Below are 16,501 nucleotides of genomic sequence, written 5' to 3'. Positions count from 1 at the left end.
CTGGTTTATTTTCTATAAATCAGCTTTCTTCTTTAATTTCAACCAGTACAGAATTTTCTTTTACCACATCATTCTCTTTGGTGTGTATCTTTGAAATGACGCCATTGGCTGTGGCCTTTAGTTCATTTTCCATTTTCATTGCCGAAAGCACCACAACTGTTTGTCCTTCTTTCACGACATCGCCCTGTGTAGCTTTAATGGCAATGATCCGGCCAGGTATGGGAGCTGTAATTTTTTCACTTTTATTCCCCTGACGTTTCCCGGCCCCCTTCAACGATCCCGCAGGTGCGATTTCGATATCAAATGACTGATATTGGGTGTTTACGGCATAAAAATGTTTTTTCTCACTTTTTATAATTTCCATATTGTGACTGGAGCCATTGTGAATTACGGAATATACTCCGTCTTCAACCTTTTCCACGTCCAGTGTATATTCCCGGCCTCCGATGGCAACCTGTAAAAGAGAGCCATCTCTTTTGATCACCTTAATTTCTTCCTGATGATTACCGTTTTTAGCAACTAACTTCATTTGTTTAAGATTTTGTAATTGTCTGAAAATGAACAAACAGGCGTGAGCGTTTTGTTTTTTAATTATTGATTCCCGGTTAAAGTATTGAGATAGCTTCACTACGTTCTCAATGACAGCGCATTTCAGGGTTTAGAGGGGTGGAGTGGTTTGATTTCCCTGAAAAAAGGGTTTTTGCTTATGACCTAAAATGGATTGAACCGGTGCAGTCGCCCGTATTCTTTCCAATTTGATTTGCTGTTTTGAGCATTGTTAAATACCAGACGTTTATCCACATGCGACTGATGCTCCACATAGGCCATTACCATCGCCAGATCTTCGCAGGTGTTATTGCAATTTTCACCAGCCAAAAGCGACTTTTCATTTTTAGCAATAAAGTGAGTGTCATATTTTCCCTGCACAAAGTCAGGTGTATTCATAATTCTTTCCAAAAACTGGATATTGTTTTTTACCCCGGTTATTTTGTATTCGTACAGGGCTCTTTTCATCCGCTGAACAGCTTCTTCGCGGTTTTGTGCCCAAACAATCAGCTTGGATATCAGTGGGTCATAAAAAACTGTGATTTCATAACCTTCGTAAATGTAACCGTCGGTGCGTACGCCTAGTCCCAGTGGTTCGGTGATGTGAAGCACAGTGCCGGCACCAGGCATAAAGTTACGCTCCGGGTCTTCGGCGTAAATCCGACACTCGATGGAATGACCTGACTTTCGGATGTCTTCCTGTTTCCAGGGAAGTGGTTCCCCATTGGCAATTTTGATTTGTGCCTTTACCAGGTCTATTCCGGTTGTTCGTTCGGTGATGGGATGTTCCACCTGCAGCCGGGTGTTCATTTCCAGAAAGTAAAAGTTCAAGTCTGCATCCACCAAAAACTCGACTGTTCCAGCGCCGGTATAGTTCACCGAGGCAGCGGCTGCAACAGCTCTGTCAGTCATTTTCTTACGGATTTCTTCGGAGATGAAAGGTGAGGGGGTCTCTTCCACAATCTTTTGGTGGCGTCGTTGAACTGAGCATTCTCTTTCATAAAGATGCACAATGTTGCCATGTTCATCACCCAGTATCTGGACTTCAATGTGGTGGGGTGATTTCAGGTACTTTTCCATATATACAGAATCATCGCCAAAAGCATTTTTTGCCTCCGATTTTGCTCTCCTGATGGATGAATTAAGTTCCTCAGGCTTTTCTACCAGGCGCATCCCCTTACCACCACCTCCGGCAGAGGCTTTTATCATTACCGGAAAACCTATTTCATTGGCTGTTTTCAGATTTTCAGTTTCATCGTCGGAGAGCTTTCCTGAACCCGGAACTACCGGTACTCCTGCTTTTATCATTAGCTCCCGGGCTCTCATTTTATCGCCCATTGCATTGATGGCTTCGGCTTCGGGACCGATAAAAATAAGTCCGGCGTCTCTTACCTGTTTTGCAAAATCGGCATTTTCCGACAGAAAACCATATCCTGGATGGATGGCATCGGCGCCACTTTCTTTAGCAACTTCCAGTATTTTGGGTATGTTAAGATAACTCTGACCTGATGGAGCCGGGCCTACAGGCCATGCCTCATCAGCATACCGAACATGCATTGATGTGCGATCAGGTTGGGAATAAATTGCAACACTTTTGATGCCTGACTCGCGGCAGGAACGAATAATACGTACTGCTATCTCACCGCGATTGGCCACAAGAATTTTTCGAATCATGATAGATTTCTGTAATGATTGAACTGTTTTTAGTCTTTCTTAACAACCCGATTTTGATTCGGTTCATTCCGGGGCAGATAATTATTTTCGAATTTCTTTGTAATATTCAGACATACAAGCTTTAGGGAGGTTGAAAATTGTTGAAATTAGTATTTTTCTTTTTTGACCTGTATTCATTGGCTTCTTCGAGCTTTGTTTTATAAATTATCTATTGAACTGTTCAACTATATGCTAATTCCCGCCTTCCTCAATAAAACTAAATTGAAAACAACTGATTATTTATTAAGACCCTTTTTAAATAAGGCTTTGTGGTAGTTTTCATTAAACCAAATTAGGGCAGTTTGCCTTATATTGCCAGAACAATAATCAAAATAAAGCGCTATGTTGAATAAGAAAGTTGAAAAAAAGCTTGTAGAGCAAATTGAAAAAGAAGGTTATTCATCAAGTCTGTATCTTGCTATGGCCAGTTGGGCCGAGTGTAACGGACTTGAAGGTATTGCTAACTGGATGTATGCTCAGTCGGATGAGGAGCGTATGCACATGCTTAAGATTGTTAAGTATGTAAATGAGCGTGGTGGACAAGCAGTTATCAGTGGATTTGATAAGCCTCCAACAGAGTTTAAAAATGTCAAGGCAATGTTCGAGCAGGTTTTTGAGCACGAACAGAAAGTTACGGCTTCCATCAACGATATTGTGGAGGTTTGTCTTAATGAGAAGGATTTTACCACACACAACTGGTTGCAGTGGTTCGTAAATGAGCAGATTGAAGAAGAGGCTTCTGTTTCTGCCATTCTTGACAAACTGAAACTGCTGGGTGATCAGAACTTATATCTGTTTGATCGTGACATCATGGGAATGCGTGGTCAGATGCCCGCAAGCATGGAGTAACATTGAAAATTGTTTAAAGAGCATCTGTTTTTATATACAAACAGGTGCTTTTTTAGCCTATTTATACTTAACCGGGTTTTTATATTTGGCAGGCTGGTTTGCTTGGTTTGCTGGAGAATATGCTAATCTGATAATTATCTGCCAACTATGACTACAATCTATTAACTACTGACTAATTACTATTAACCAACCACTCACAATGTTCCAAAAAGATTACATCCTCCGGATGATTGAAGAGATCGGTCGTTTCCTTACGGTTTTATCCGGATTAAAGAAAAGCAAGGAGTATAAAAAGGCTTATGAAGAGTTTCTTGAGTTTATTTCCGCACATCTGAATATTGAAGAAGATGACCTGAATCCGGAAAATATAACTTTATTGGAGAAAAAACTGGAATCCGGATTGACTGACTATCCCGATGAGTTGGCTCAACTCCTGATGGACGGCGGAGAACTTGCAAGTGAGGCAGGGAGAAGGGATGTTACAGAGGTATTGTACCTGCTCTCGTGGAAATCCTATCTGCAAGCGGAACAGGAGTCCGGTGCTTATCGTTTTAATCGTATGGTGGAAATGAACAATCTTAAAGAGCGATTGGGCCTTATTGGAATTAATGTATAAAAAAACGAGGGCCTTTCAGCCCCCGGTTTTTCCATCTATTCATCCGTATAAAATGTGTTTATTAAGGTTGTATGGAACTCGTGATTCTTTTATACATGCACTTTCCCCTATGTGTCGGAGCAGGTAGTGGCAAGTTTCTTTGTAAACAAAGTGGCATAGCCGGGAGAGGAATCAAAGATCCATGCTCGTTTCATTAGCTTAAAAAATATTCGAAATTTTCAATCCAGCATATATAGTTCTCGGGTTTACAGGTCCGTAGATGTATCCCGGATCTCTCTCTGCTCCCGAATCAAAGTCACTTTGGTAGTTGTTCAGAATATTTTTGGCACCCACAAAGAAATCAAAATCCCCAACGTTGGTTTCCAGACAATAAGTCACTTTGGCTGCCCAGTCAAAAAACGGGTCAGATTCTTTAAGCAATCCTGTGTCCGGATCATCGGCCAACGGGCCAAAGTAAGGCACCAGCATTTTTCCGGTATAAATTCCGTTGGTGGCGAACTCCCAGTGATCTATCGGGTTCCAGTTGATGGTGAAAAAACCGTAATTATCAGGAGTTCTGAGGAACCGTGTTTCATTGAAATCCTGTGGAGCTCCATATTCACTGGTCTGTATTGTAAAACCTGCATTCAGGTCGAAAGAGGCAGATGGTGCCCATTTTGCCTCCAGATTAACCCCTTGTACAGTTGCTCCTTCTTCTTCATTAATACGTGTGTATATTACTTTCCCAAAAGCGTCAGGAGTTCCGATTTCATTGGCGAAAGGATCCTGCAATTTGGTATGAAAAAATTCAGCAAGTAGTTCCAGATTGGAATTGGCTCTTTCGATGGTATAACTCAGAGATCCGGTAAAACTGTGACTGGTTTCCTGTTTCAGGTCTGGATCGTTTTCATGAATAACCTGACGACTGTCGGAAGTCTCTATGTGCAGGTCTTCATCAAAAATCTGAGGAGCACGATAGCCCTTGGCGTAGCTGGCGCGAACCTGGAAAGGGCTGGTCAAGCCGTAAAGCATGGTAATGCGGGGACTCAGTACATTGTTGGAGTTTTCGCTCCCTGTAACGAAGTCTTCGATGGTGTAGTGATCCAATCGCAATCCTCCTGATATGGAAAGCTCATTGATTTTTTTCTCAAGCTGGGCAAAAACACCTCCGACCATCGATTCCTGATCTGCAATGGTGCGGGAAGGAACATTTTCGGCTACAACGTTCATGGTTTCTTCGTCCCAAATAAATTCACGGTATCCCAGTTTTTTGTCCAACAGATTTCCTCCATTTACCTCAACACCCGTGATTATATTAAGCCCCGGGTTCAGGATTTTATATTGTACACCTCCGGAGTAGCTGAGATCATGTGTGTTTCCATAAGCATCCAGAGCTTTTCCGGCACCATAATAAGAATCTCGTTTGATGTCCTGTCCGGCCATGTAAACATTTAATTCCTGATTGGCTCCGGTAAAGAGATGCCATGATGCACTCGCTGTATTGATTTTGTGTTCTGTAGCTTCTGCAATCAAAGCTTCATGATAGGGAAGATCAAAACTGTCACCTCCCCGACGGTTTTCATCGATATGGAAAAAATCGGTTACCAGTTTACTCTTGTATCCTGTTCTCAATGACCACTGTGCACCAATGGTGGTGTTGTCCAACTCTGAGAGTTCTGAAAAACCATCGTCATTGGCATCAAAGGATGTTCTTTTTCTTAAAGAACCATATAAAGCCAGGCCGTTTTTATTCTCTTTTCCTGAAAGTGTGGCGTTGAAATTAATTTGCTGATCACTCCCTTGATCTGCATCCTCTACCATGCTACCAATTTGGGAAGTCTGTGCACTAATGGAATATTGATTGGTAACAGGTTCGCGGGTGATTACATTTACTGTTCCTGCTATGGCATTGCTGCCATAGAGGGCAGATCCGCCTCCACGAACCACCTCAATGCGCTCAATCATATTAGAAGGCATCAGTTCCAGTCCGTAAACAGCAGCCAGTCCACTAAAAATGGGCCGTCCGTTGATTAATATCTGCGAGTAGGGGCCATCAAGTCCATTCATTCTTAGTGAGTTGGCACCACAATTTCCGCAGTTGTTTTCGATACGTAATCCCGGACTGTAAGCCAGACCTTCACTCAGGTTGGCAGTCTGCACAGCTTCCAGCATGGCATTGTTTAGCGTGTTGACGATCACTGAAGATTCTTTTCTCTTTTCGCTGTTTCGGTCTGCGGTTACCACTATCTGTTCAAGTCCAAGCACATCTTCCTCAATTTCCATATGAAGTGAATGCGTTTGTCCTTCTGATATTTGGACTTCCTTTTCCACTGGTTTGTAGCCCAACGCTCTGACCACTATGGTGTGGCTGCCTTCAGGTGCGCTCATTGCAAAATTTCCTTCATCGGTTGTGGCTGTTCCGATCATGGTGGATTTGATTTGCACGGTTGCGTAGGGAATTGGCTCTCCATTGTTTGTGATTTGGCCCTCCAGCGTGGCGGAAGGTGGCTTTATAGGCTGCTCTCCAGATGCCGTAGCTGTTGTGATTCCTGAAATAATAAGAAATAGAGAGATAATTGGTAATATATATCGGGTTCTCATTAAAGTATATTTGTTTTGTGAAGTTGCTAATGTCTGATGGAACAATCTTCTTGATTATATTTTTTCCTGACAATATTTTGTCCGGAGAAAACAATCCGATTATTCAGTGTGATGGGGTGCAGTATTTCGATTTTCGGTCAATTAGAATTAACTGACAGAGAGAAATATTGCAGGAAGTGATATTGTAAGAAGTTACACCACAGGTGGGGCACGCAGTGCAGTAAATTCTTTTTTGACAGAAGCAAATGTGAAACATTGAGAAGACCAGTTCAAAAATTGACCGGTTCGGAAAAAAGCAAATCCTTTGGATCCCTCTTTTATAAAGTGGTCGAAATTGGAGAAAAACCAATAACTAAAAGAGGTATGTTGGTGATGAGTACCGGAATTTTCGGAAGCATCATTTTGTTGAGAGGAAGTATTGTCAGCCATTTCTCCTTTATTAAAGAAATGGGCATGAACCACACGTGTTCCGTCATCCAGAATATGCGTGTGCAGGAACAAACCATAAGAGATAATGATGAAAAGCTGAGCCAGTATTAATGACACGCTAATGGGGCTCTTACGGTATCCTGACCTCCAGTATGTGAATTTAATATTCATCGGGTGCAAAAATAACATCCCCGATTAAATTGTCCTATCCCTAAATGTTGGCATTTTTCATCCACCGGATCTTTTCGTTTTGGCAAAACCGTTGTTCTTCAGGAAGTCAACAATACGATCGGCAAAGTCTCCCTGGATGATTATTTCTCCGGTTTTTACAGATCCTCCGGTTCCACAGGCACTTTTTATCTTTTTGCCCAAATCCTGAAGTTCATCATCAGGTCCTTCAAAACCGGTAATCAATGTAACAACCTTTCCTTTGCGTTGCTTTCGATCAAGCATTACACGTAAATTTTGCTTTCCCGGCTCTAACGATTGAATCTCTTCATCCTCGATGTAATCATTTGGATCAAAATCGGGATTGGTACTGAAAACCATTCCTCCGTTGTTGTTTTTCTTCTTTTTTGCGCACATAATTCTTTTCTCTTTTCGCATCACAAAAATAGGGGATAAGATGGGGATTGAAATAAAAAAAACAGAAAAATGTGATACTTATTTTTATACATTGTAAATTAGGAGGCTAAAGGTCTTCAATCTTGGCCTTGAAAAAGGATATTATTACTTTTGCACTCAATTTTTTGCACGATTGTAATGTAAAAGATAAAGTTAAAACCTAATTTATAACTTACCAATTGCAAAATGAATAAAGTTGTAAGTAAAGAATTTTTTTCTGAGAATGTAGTTCGTTTGGAAATTGAAGCACCCCGAATTGCAAAAGCACGGCGTGCAGGACATTTCGTGATTGTACGTGTGGATGAGAAAGGCGAACGTATTCCGCTCACTATTTCCGGTTCCGATGTTGCCAAAGGAACCATAACACTTGTGATCCAGAGGGTGGGGGTAACCTCCCGCAAGCTTGCAGAATTAGAAGCAGGCGATACAATTTCTGATTTGGTGGGGCCATTGGGACAAGCTACCGAAGTGAAGAAAGTGGGAACAATTCTCGCATGTGGTGGTGGTGTTGGAGTGGCTCCCTTGTTGCCTATTGTTGAAGCAAACAAAAAAGCCGGTAACAGGGTAATATCCATAATTGCTGCAAGAAGTAAAGATCTTATCATTCTGGAAGAACAGATTCGTGAATATTCGGACGAGGTGATTGTGATGACAGATGACGGTTCCTATGGAGCGAAAGGGTTGATTACCGAAGGAATGGAAAAGGTAATTAACCGCGAGAAGATTGATGAAGCCGTAATTATCGGACCTGCCATCATGATGAAATTTGCTTCGGAAGTAACGCGCAAACATGAAATTCCCTCTATTGCCAGTTTGAATACAATAATGGTTGATGGAACCGGAATGTGTGGTGCCTGCCGTGTTACAGTAGATGGAAAAACGAAATTTGTATGCGTGGACGGGCCGGAATTTGATGCTCACAAGGTGGACTTTGATGAAATGTTGATGCGCCTTGGCGGCTACAAAGATTTCGAGAAGGATGCCAATGATCGTTACCTGAACCAGCAAAAGTAAAACTGTAAATCATGGATAAACAAGATATATTAAAACAGGAGCGCAATGCTGCCTGGAGAAAAGAACTTCGTGATAAAATAAAAAATAAGGAACGTACCGGTTTTACAAGGGTTGAAATGCCGGAGGCTGATCCCATTGAACGCAGCCGCAGTTATGTGGAAGTGAATAGTGGATTGTCGGCTGAAGAAGCAGTGCTGGAGGCAAGGCGGTGTCTGGACTGTGCCAATCCCACCTGTATAACAGGATGTCCGGTAGAGATTAATATTCCAAAATTTATTAAGAATATTGAAAGAGGCGAATTTCTTGAATCCGCTAAAGTTTTGAAGGAGACCAGCGCACTTCCTGCTGTTTGCGGTCGCGTTTGTCCGCAGGAAAAACAGTGCGAAGCCAGTTGCTTCTATACACAAAAGCTGAAGAAGCCTGCAGTTGCTATTGGCTACCTGGAACGCTTTGCTGCCGACTATGAGCGTGAGTCAGGTAATGTCTCTGTGCCTGATGTTGCCGAATCCAAGAATAAAAAGATTGCCTGTATTGGCTCAGGACCTGCCGGACTTTCATTTGCAGGTGATATGGCCAAAATGGGTTACGACGTTACAGTATTTGAGGCGCTTCATCAAATTGGAGGTGTTTTGAAATATGGTATTCCCGAATTTCGTCTTCCTAATGATGTGGTTGATGTGGAGATTGAAAATCTCAAGAAGATGGGGGTGAAATTTGAAACCAACTTTATTGTTGGTAAAACAGCCACTTTTGATGACCTCAAAGAGGAAGGTTTTGAAGCTTTTTTTGTGGGAAGTGGTGCCGGATTACCACGTTTCATGGGAATTCCCGGTGAAAACCTGGTGGGAATCCTTAGTTCCAATGAATATCTGACACGGGTAAACCTTATGGAAGCCAATAAGGAAGAGACGGATACTCCCATTCTTAAAGGAAGACGTGTTGCTGTGATTGGTGGAGGAAACACTGCTATGGACTCTGTACGTACAGCATTGCGTCTTGGAGCCGAAAAAGCGATGATTATTTATCGTCGTTCCGAAGAGGAGATGCCTGCACGTGTGGAAGAAATCAAACATGCAAAAGAGGAGGGGGTTGAGTTTATGAATCTTCAAAATCCCATTGAATATATTGGTGATGCCAAAGGATATGTTCGTCAGGCCAGAGTGCAGCGAATGGAGCTTGGAGAACCGGATGCAAGTGGTCGTCGCCGGCCTGTGCCTGTGGAAGGATCAGAGTATTTGCTTGATGTGGATACCGTGGTAGTGAGTGTTGGTGTATCTCCCAATCCGCTTATTCCTCAATCAGTCCCGGACTTGAAAACAACAGACTGGAGTACGTTGGTGGTTGAAGAAGATTCATTGCAGACGTCTGTGCCTTTGATGTTTGCGGGTGGTGATATAGTGAGAGGCGGAGCAACTGTAATTCTTGCAATGGGCGATGGTCGTAAAGCTGCCAAAGCTATGGATGAGAAATTATCAGGGGTTGCCAAATCAGAGGTCGCCGCAGATAACAAATAATTGTTGAACTCACACCTTTCCTAAATATCGTAAAATATGGCTGATTTAAAAACTAAATATCTCGGATTAGAACTTAAAAATCCATTGCTGGTTGGAAGTAGTGGTTTAACAGCTTCCATTGATTCAATTGTTAAGATGGTGGATTATGGTGCCGGTGGTGTCGTTCTCAAATCTTTGTTTGAGGAGGAAATCATTCTTGAGCACGAAAAAAACATGAAAGAAAAGCTGGGTAGTCAGGAGAGCAACCTGGAGTTTCTGGATTATTTCGATTATCAACTGAAGGAAAATACATTCAAAAAGCAACGTGAACTGATTGATGAAATCAAGGCAAAGACCGATGTTCCGGTTATTACCAGTATCAATTGTTATTCGGTGGGAGAGTGGTTTTCGTATGCCAAATTACTGGAAGATGCCGGTGCTGATGCTCTGGAACTAAACCTTTATCGTATCCCATCCAAAATAAATGTTACTGCCGAAGAGATTTTAAGAGGGTATTCCGAAATTGTCAAAAGGGTTAAGGAACATGTTCAGATTCCCGTATCGGTAAAATTGAGCCCCTACTTTACCGATTTGGGCAATATTGTTTCCCAATTCGATCTGTTGGGTGTGGATGGTATTGTTATGTTCAATCGGTTTTACAGTCCTGATATCGACCTTGAAAATGACCGAATTGCTTCAGGCCCGATTTATTCATCACCTAATGACTATACCGATTCATTGCGCTGGATAGCAATGTTGAAAGAGCAGGTGACTTGTGATTTGAGTGCATCCGGAGGCGTTCATACCCCTGATACGCTCTTTAAAATGCTGCTGGCCGGGGCAGATTCTGTTCAGGTTGTTTCTACAATTTATAAAAACGGACCCGGATATATTCGCGATTTGCTGTCTGGTGTTGAAAAGTGGATGGAGAGAAAACAGCTCACCAATATTGAGGAAGTTCACCGTTTCGGACGTAAGCTTGTTCCCAATCATGGGGAGGTGTTTGAACGTGCTCAGTTTATGAAATACTTCGGACAACATGAACAATGATCAATGAACAATGATCAGTGAACAATTTGATAATTGGTAATTGATAATTGGTAATTGATAATTGACAATTGGTTTGTGGATAATTGAGAAAAAAATACTACTTTTGCGCCGCATTCGCATAAAGTGATGTTTAATTTAATTTTAAGAGTTTATGCAAAACCATTATGAAACCGTTTTCATTTTAACTCCCGTTTTGTCTGATGGTCAGATGAAGGAGACGGTGGAAAAGTTCAAGAACATGATTCTTGAGCATGGGGGAGAAATCGTACACCAGGAGAACTGGGGCCTTAGAAAGCTGGCTTACCCCATCCAGAAGAAGTCAACCGGTTTTTACCAGTTGTTTGAGTTCAAAGCCGATCCAACTTTTATCGACAAGCTGGAAGTGCAGTACCGTCGTGATGAGCGTGTCATTCGGTTCCTGACCTTTAAAATGGACAAGTACGCCATTCAGTACAGCGAGAAAAGAAGAAGTGCAACCAAAAAAGAAGGAAAGGAGAACTAAACTATGGCACAGAATCAAAGCGAAATCAGATATCTGACTCCTCCGTCAGTTGAAATCAAAAAGAAAAAGTACTGTCGTTTCAAAAAGAACGGGATCAAGTATGTTGATTACAAAGATCCTGAGTTTTTGAAGAAGTTTCTGAATGAGCAGGGGAAAATTTTACCTCGTCGTCTCACCGGTACTTCATTGAAATTTCAGAGAAAAGTATCTCAGGCAGTTAAGAGAGCCCGTCATTTGGCCCTGTTGCCTTATGTAACCGATTTGATGAAATAAACAAGGAGGAAAACAAGATGGAAGTAATTTTGAAAGAAGATGTGACCAATCTGGGTCACAAAAATGATATAGTAACTGTGCGTCCGGGATATGGTCGCAACTATCTTATTCCACGCGGAATCGCTATCCTTGCTACCGAATCGGCCAAGAAAGTTTTTGCCGAAAACAAAAAGCAGCAGGCGCATAAAGAAGAGAAAATCCGCAATGAAGCTCAGGATCTGGCCAAGCAACTCGAAGGTAAGAAAGTTACCATCGGTGCTAAAACCAGCTCTACAGGTAAGATTTTCGGTTCTGTAAACAATATTCAGATTGCCGAAGCCCTGGAAAAAGATGGTTTCAACATCGAACGCAAGAACATCTCTATTGCCGAAGATGCAGTGAAAGAAGTGGGCAGCTACAAAGCTGTGGTAAAACTTCACAGAGATGTTAAAGTGGAAATTGATTTTGAAGTAGTTTCAGAATAATTCATCCACTTACTTAGTATTAATTTACGATACGTTTTCAAACAAACAGCATAAAAAGTCTGACCTTTAACCGGGGTCAGACTTTTTTGTTTTAATTGATCTGTACAGGATAGTTTGCTTCCCGTTCTTTTGCTTTTTCAAGCCATTGGGGAACCACAATATTCAGGAATGTTTCTTTTTCCTGATTCATGGTGGCCATATCCATTCCAAGATAGGCCTGAGCCTTGGCTTTGGTGCTGATATCAGGATATGCTATGGCTTCGTTGTGTCCCAGATTGGCCAGTACGCGGGCCAGTTTGATTCGCGATTCCTGCGCAATGCTAATTCCGTCGCCAATGATACGGCCCAGTTCAACAGGGTTGTGGAAGGAGTTTCCATGGCCTGCAGCTGAGAAGTCCCAGCGCCACTGTGCATGACGAATGTCCATCAGGATTTCTTCCATTTGTTCTTCTGTGGCGCCAAAATCCCAGGCATGCTTGGCTTCCACGTGTGCCCGAACCAGCAGTTCTTCGAGTTTCTCGCGGTTATGTGCAATCTGATCCTGCCGTTTGTAAACCGTGGCCACCAGTTCTTCTGTCTCATCTCGGTGACAAACCTGACACGAGTTGGCCACATTATTCAACGGACTTTGGATGTGATGATCGGTAAATTTCTGCCCACCTTCATTCATATAGGGCATGTGGCAGTCGGCACAGGAAACACCTCTGGAAGCATGAATTCCGGTTGAATAGACTTCGTAATCCGGATGTTGCGCTTTTATCATGGGAGCACGACTCAGTCCATGTGTCCAGTCAGAAAAACCCATATCGTCGTAATATTTCTCCATGTCTTCGATGGAAAAACCGTTGTCCCAGGGGAATGTGAGATATTGTACTCCTTCAACGTTCTCCTTATTGAAATAATATTCCACATGACATTGTGCACAAACCAGAGATCGCATCTCCTGATGCGAAGCCATGGTAATGTCTTTTCCCTGCCGCTCGAAGGCTTCAATCAATGCCGGACGCGATATGCGCAGATTCATTGTTTCAGCATCGTGACAATCGGCACAACCAATGGGATTAACAATTTGGTGGCCTTTTTCTTCCCAGGTACCCCGATAAAATTCGGCAGGGCCAATTTCGCTCATCAAGCGGGGTACATCAGGACTTTTACAGGTCCAGCAGGTATTTGGCATAGGACTTTCTTTTTCTTCAATGGGTGCCCCCGTGCGCAAGATTTCCCGGATGTCGTCGATGGCATGATAGTGGCCACGGCCTTGATTATACTCTTTTGCAAATCCATAATCAGCCCAGAGGATAACCAATTCGGGATACTTGGCAAGCATATCAATTCTCTTGGCACCATTGTACTTACTCTCAAAAGTAGTATCACTGGTTTGCATATAAGTCTGATACTGACGGGGGAAATTTTCTCCCCAAACTTCATTTCTGGGTTCATACTGACCATGCTCTACCTGAGGTGTATAGGTGAATTGTGCCTCGGCACGGCGCTCCACAATAGAAGAGGCAAAGAGGCCAAGAATGAAAACTACAACAATGGTGGCAAAAAAGATGAGCCATCCCAGCCATGGTTTTTGTTTTATCTGGTCGCTAATTGGTTTCATTTTGATAAGATTTTAAGGTTTTTGGTCAGATGATGATTGTTTCTTTTGATGAGAATTTTGTTTTAATCCTTCTTAGGACGAAGCCACTCCGGTACGGGACTGTCCGGGAGAGGTACTCCCCTGGCATCCGGGACGCTGGAAAGACTATTGACCCGTCCGTGGGGTGTTTCCCGGTGGCAATCGGTGCAATACCGGTCTTCAATGTTGCGGTGAATGTCAGGTTGCATGGTGGTAAGTTTGGTGTCGGAAATGAGTTCTATATGACATCTCCGGCAGTTTTGATCAACGACATCCTTACCTGCCTGTTGAATGAAAATAACCTGGGGCTCGAGCCTGAATGTAAACATGGTGGAGTGCCGCAAGCCGTCTTTGGCTTTAAAGAAATAGTGATTGGCAATGTTGTTGTGAGGTACATGACAATCATTGCAATTGGTCCACTCCCTGTGGGAACTATGGCTCCATGTGGCATATTGAGGAGCCATTATGTGACAATTCACACATGTAGAGGGCTCATCAGAAAGATAGGAGGGAGCTTTGGATACATGTATCACAAAAGCACCCAATCCTGCGAATATTCCCAGCATAATAATGACAGGGAATTTCCATCGGTCAGGCGGAATAAACCATCGAATGAATTTGAATTGCTTCATAGTCCGGTTGTTATTATTTGTTTTTAGGATTCAGGCAATGAATTACCTCTTTTTTTCTGTATTAAAAATACAAAAAACACATGCCGGTTTTAAATGTTTTTTACACTTTTTGAGTAATTTGTAATTAGTCTTAATTGCTAGGCATAATTGTGTTCCTGCAAACATCATTTCTATCGAGTTGATGTAGAGTGTGACTAACGGTTTCCTGATGTTGTCTGGTAATGCTTTATCGTGCGATTTGGAAATCGCACGTCCTTATACAAAAAAAAACGGGCGATTGAAAAACCGCCCGTTTTAGTGTCAGAAATCAACCCTGTTCCTGGTATTTTAAGCCATCATTTCTGCCATATCTTTTTCTACGGTGGAGATGCTTCCGATTCCAAATTGTTCGACGAGAACTTTTGCCACATTGGGCGAAAGGAATGCAGGCAGTGTTGGTCCCAGGTGGATATTTTTCACGCCCAAAGAGAGCAGTGCCAGCAATACAATTACGGCTTTTTGCTCATACCAGGCAATGTTGTAAACGATGGGCAACTCGTTGATGTCATCAAGACCGAATACTTCCTTCAATTTCAGTGCAATAACTGCCAGAGAGTAGGAGTCATTACATTGACCGGCATCCAGAATTCTTGGAATTCCGCCGATATCACCCAGCTGAAGCTTATTGTAACGGTATTTGGCACAGCCGGCGGTGAGAATAACTGAATCTTCCGGCAGCTCCTGGGCAAAATCGGTATAGTAGCTGCGTGAACTTACGCGTCCGTCGCATCCGGCCATTACCACAAACTTCTTAATGGCTCCGGATTTTACCGCATCCACTACTTTGTCGGCCAGGGCCATTACCTGATTGTGGGCAAATCCACCAACGATTTCACCTGTTTCAATTTCAATAGGAGCTTCGCACTTTCTGGCATGCTCAATGAGTACCGAAAAGTCTTTGGGCTGATCGTCTTTACGCTCTGGAATATGTGTGCATCCGTCAAAACCAGCAGCACCAGTTGTGTAAACACGGTCTTTGTAGCTTTCTTTGGGGGGTACCAAACAGTTGGTGGTCAGCAATACCGGACCGTTGAAACTTTCAAATTCTTTGGTTTGTGCCCACCAGGAATTTCCATAGTTACCAATGAAGTGTTTGTATTTCTTAAATGCCGGATAGTAATTGGCCGGAAGCATTTCACTATGCGTATAGATGTCAATGCCTGTTCCTTCAGTCTGTTTCAACAATTCCTCGAAGTCTTTGAGGTCGTGTCCGCTTACCAGGATTCCGGGGTTTTTGCCAACGCCCAGGTTAACGGATGTGATTTCGGGATGACCATAGCTCTCTGTGTTAGCTTTGTCTAGTAGCGACATTACTTCGACACCGTATTTTCCACATTCCAGAACCAGGGGTAGCAGTTCATCTACTCCCAGTGTTTCATCAACGGTGGCAACGAGTCCTTTTTTCATGAAAGCATTTACCTCGGCATTGTGGTATCCCAGGTTGTGAGCATGCTCCGCATACGCCGCCATACCTTTCATGCCATAAGTGAGCAATTCTTTCAGAGAACGAATGTCCTCGTTTTTGTGACTGAGCACACCAACACTGGTGCTTTTTTCTTCCATGGCCTCTTCCGAGTCAGTTCTCCAGATGGCACACTCGGGAGTGTTTTCAGGGGTTTTCCCCAGTTTTTCGGCCAATGAATCCTGGACTTCGAAGCCCTTTTTGATTTGAGCAATAATCTTATTGCGATCGAAATTGGCATTGGTGATGGTAATGAACATCGAGTCGATGATGTACTTTTCAGCTACCGGATTAATGACTCCTGCCTCATCGGCTTTCTGGCTCCACCACGCAACTCCTTTGGTTACAAAAAGAAGGAGATCCTGAAGATTGGCTACATCGGAAGTTTTTCCGCAAACACCTTTAATTTCGCAACCGGTTCCCTTGGCTGCCTCCTGACATTGATAACAAAACATGCTCATAATAAGTAAGTTTATAGTGATTAGTGTTTTAGTCAGTAGCCAGTTGTTTAATTACAAAATAATAACTGATTACTGATAAACTATTCATTGATAACTGTTCATTGATAATTGATCATTGGTAATTGATCAT

16 protein-coding genes are annotated in these 16,501 nt (G+C 42.7%); 8 read left to right on the top strand and 8 right to left on the bottom strand.

Going from position 1 to position 16,501, the window contains the following annotated elements:
* Nucleotides 1-19: 19 nt before the first annotated feature.
* On the bottom strand, nt 20-529 hold the full coding sequence (locus tag W7W_RS0110105; protein WP_010663653.1) for a biotin/lipoyl-containing protein: 510 nt from the start codon (nt 527-529) through the stop codon (nt 20-22).
* Nucleotides 530-711: 182 nt separating this feature from the next.
* Entirely contained in the window at nt 712-2,220 is a 1,509-nt protein-coding gene (gene accC / locus W7W_RS0110100; RefSeq protein WP_010663652.1) for an acetyl-CoA carboxylase biotin carboxylase subunit, read from the bottom strand.
* Between the two features lie 381 nt (nt 2,221-2,601).
* Between accC and W7W_RS0110095 the strand changes: the two genes are divergently transcribed.
* Both W7W_RS0110095 and W7W_RS0110090 read left to right on the top strand, forming a co-directional pair.
* Nucleotides 2,602-3,108, top strand: coding sequence for a ferritin (locus tag W7W_RS0110095; protein ID WP_010663651.1), 507 nt, complete (start codon nt 2,602-2,604; stop codon nt 3,106-3,108).
* A 199-nt stretch (nt 3,109-3,307) separates the two neighbouring features.
* Entirely contained in the window at nt 3,308-3,724 is a 417-nt protein-coding gene (locus tag W7W_RS0110090) for a hypothetical protein (protein WP_148660908.1), read from the top strand.
* Between the two features lie 198 nt (nt 3,725-3,922).
* Here W7W_RS0110090 and W7W_RS0110085 read toward each other — a convergent pair whose 3' ends face one another.
* From W7W_RS0110085 to W7W_RS0110075, 3 genes are all read right to left on the bottom strand, one after another.
* Entirely contained in the window at nt 3,923-6,304 is a 2,382-nt protein-coding gene (locus W7W_RS0110085; protein ID WP_010663649.1) for a TonB-dependent receptor, read from the bottom strand.
* A gap of 192 nt (nt 6,305-6,496) precedes the next feature.
* On the bottom strand, nt 6,497-6,904 hold the full coding sequence (locus W7W_RS0110080; protein WP_157202464.1) for a hypothetical protein: 408 nt from the start codon (nt 6,902-6,904) through the stop codon (nt 6,497-6,499).
* A gap of 57 nt (nt 6,905-6,961) precedes the next feature.
* Nucleotides 6,962-7,318, bottom strand: a complete 357-nt coding sequence (locus W7W_RS0110075; RefSeq protein WP_010663647.1) for a translation initiation factor — start codon at nt 7,316-7,318, stop codon at nt 6,962-6,964.
* A 225-nt stretch (nt 7,319-7,543) separates the two neighbouring features.
* Between W7W_RS0110075 and W7W_RS0110070 the strand changes: the two genes are divergently transcribed.
* The 6 genes from W7W_RS0110070 (at nt 7,544) to rplI (ending at nt 12,153) form a co-directional block, all read left to right on the top strand.
* Nucleotides 7,544-8,371, top strand: a complete 828-nt coding sequence (locus W7W_RS0110070; protein WP_010663646.1) for a sulfide/dihydroorotate dehydrogenase-like FAD/NAD-binding protein — start codon at nt 7,544-7,546, stop codon at nt 8,369-8,371.
* 11 nt (nt 8,372-8,382) lie between these two features.
* Nucleotides 8,383-9,885: an NADPH-dependent glutamate synthase gene (gene gltA / locus W7W_RS0110065; RefSeq protein ID WP_010663645.1), complete on the top strand. Its 1,503-nt coding sequence runs from the start codon at nt 8,383-8,385 to the stop codon at nt 9,883-9,885.
* A gap of 36 nt (nt 9,886-9,921) precedes the next feature.
* Entirely contained in the window at nt 9,922-10,914 is a 993-nt protein-coding gene (locus W7W_RS0110060) for a dihydroorotate dehydrogenase-like protein (RefSeq protein WP_010663644.1), read from the top strand.
* A 151-nt stretch (nt 10,915-11,065) separates the two neighbouring features.
* A complete protein-coding gene (rpsF, locus tag W7W_RS0110055) occupies nt 11,066-11,416 on the top strand; it encodes a 30S ribosomal protein S6 (protein WP_010663643.1) in 351 nt (116 codons plus the stop codon).
* A 3-nt stretch (nt 11,417-11,419) separates the two neighbouring features.
* On the top strand, nt 11,420-11,689 hold the full coding sequence (gene rpsR / locus W7W_RS0110050) for a 30S ribosomal protein S18 (RefSeq protein WP_010663642.1): 270 nt from the start codon (nt 11,420-11,422) through the stop codon (nt 11,687-11,689).
* Nucleotides 11,690-11,706: 17 nt separating this feature from the next.
* Nucleotides 11,707-12,153, top strand: coding sequence for a 50S ribosomal protein L9 (gene rplI, locus W7W_RS0110045; RefSeq protein WP_010663641.1), 447 nt, complete (start codon nt 11,707-11,709; stop codon nt 12,151-12,153).
* A 91-nt stretch (nt 12,154-12,244) separates the two neighbouring features.
* Here the strand turns inward: rplI and nrfA are convergent, their stop codons facing one another.
* The 3 genes from nrfA to hcp form a co-directional block, all read right to left on the bottom strand.
* Entirely contained in the window at nt 12,245-13,759 is a 1,515-nt protein-coding gene (gene nrfA, locus W7W_RS0110040; RefSeq protein WP_010663640.1) for an ammonia-forming cytochrome c nitrite reductase, read from the bottom strand.
* A 62-nt stretch (nt 13,760-13,821) separates the two neighbouring features.
* Nucleotides 13,822-14,409, bottom strand: coding sequence for a cytochrome c nitrite reductase small subunit (gene nrfH, locus W7W_RS0110035; RefSeq protein WP_010663639.1), 588 nt, complete (start codon nt 14,407-14,409; stop codon nt 13,822-13,824).
* 327 nt (nt 14,410-14,736) lie between these two features.
* Nucleotides 14,737-16,371, bottom strand: a complete 1,635-nt coding sequence (hcp, locus tag W7W_RS0110030) for a hydroxylamine reductase (protein WP_010663638.1) — start codon at nt 16,369-16,371, stop codon at nt 14,737-14,739.
* Nucleotides 16,372-16,501: the final 130 nt, after the last annotated feature.

The organism is Marinilabilia salmonicolor JCM 21150, from assembly GCF_000259075.1.
Taxonomy (GTDB): domain Bacteria; phylum Bacteroidota; class Bacteroidia; order Bacteroidales; family Marinilabiliaceae; genus Marinilabilia; species Marinilabilia salmonicolor.
Note: the sequence above shows the minus strand (reverse complement) of the source record. Positions and strands in the feature narration are given on the sequence as shown.

Bases quoted from the DNA above. Each gene is read 5' to 3' on its own strand.
- W7W_RS0110105 (WP_010663653.1), bottom strand. From the start codon at position 529: ATGAAGTTAGTTGCTAAAAACGGTAATCATCAGGAAGAAATTAAGGTG.
- accC (WP_010663652.1), bottom strand. From the start codon at position 2,220: ATGATTCGAAAAATTCTTGTGGCCAATCGCGGTGAGATAGCAGTACGT.
- W7W_RS0110095 (WP_010663651.1), top strand. From the start codon at position 2,602: ATGTTGAATAAGAAAGTTGAAAAAAAGCTTGTAGAGCAAATTGAAAAA.
- W7W_RS0110090 (WP_148660908.1), top strand. From the start codon at position 3,308: ATGTTCCAAAAAGATTACATCCTCCGGATGATTGAAGAGATCGGTCGT.
- W7W_RS0110085 (WP_010663649.1), bottom strand. From the start codon at position 6,304: ATGAGAACCCGATATATATTACCAATTATCTCTCTATTTCTTATTATT.
- W7W_RS0110080 (WP_157202464.1), bottom strand. From the start codon at position 6,904: ATGAATATTAAATTCACATACTGGAGGTCAGGATACCGTAAGAGCCCC.
- W7W_RS0110075 (WP_010663647.1), bottom strand. From the start codon at position 7,318: ATGTGCGCAAAAAAGAAGAAAAACAACAACGGAGGAATGGTTTTCAGT.
- W7W_RS0110070 (WP_010663646.1), top strand. From the start codon at position 7,544: ATGAATAAAGTTGTAAGTAAAGAATTTTTTTCTGAGAATGTAGTTCGT.
- gltA (WP_010663645.1), top strand. From the start codon at position 8,383: ATGGATAAACAAGATATATTAAAACAGGAGCGCAATGCTGCCTGGAGA.
- W7W_RS0110060 (WP_010663644.1), top strand. From the start codon at position 9,922: ATGGCTGATTTAAAAACTAAATATCTCGGATTAGAACTTAAAAATCCA.
- rpsF (WP_010663643.1), top strand. From the start codon at position 11,066: ATGCAAAACCATTATGAAACCGTTTTCATTTTAACTCCCGTTTTGTCT.
- rpsR (WP_010663642.1), top strand. From the start codon at position 11,420: ATGGCACAGAATCAAAGCGAAATCAGATATCTGACTCCTCCGTCAGTT.
- rplI (WP_010663641.1), top strand. From the start codon at position 11,707: ATGGAAGTAATTTTGAAAGAAGATGTGACCAATCTGGGTCACAAAAAT.
- nrfA (WP_010663640.1), bottom strand. From the start codon at position 13,759: ATGAAACCAATTAGCGACCAGATAAAACAAAAACCATGGCTGGGATGG.
- nrfH (WP_010663639.1), bottom strand. From the start codon at position 14,409: ATGAAGCAATTCAAATTCATTCGATGGTTTATTCCGCCTGACCGATGG.
- hcp (WP_010663638.1), bottom strand. From the start codon at position 16,371: ATGAGCATGTTTTGTTATCAATGTCAGGAGGCAGCCAAGGGAACCGGT.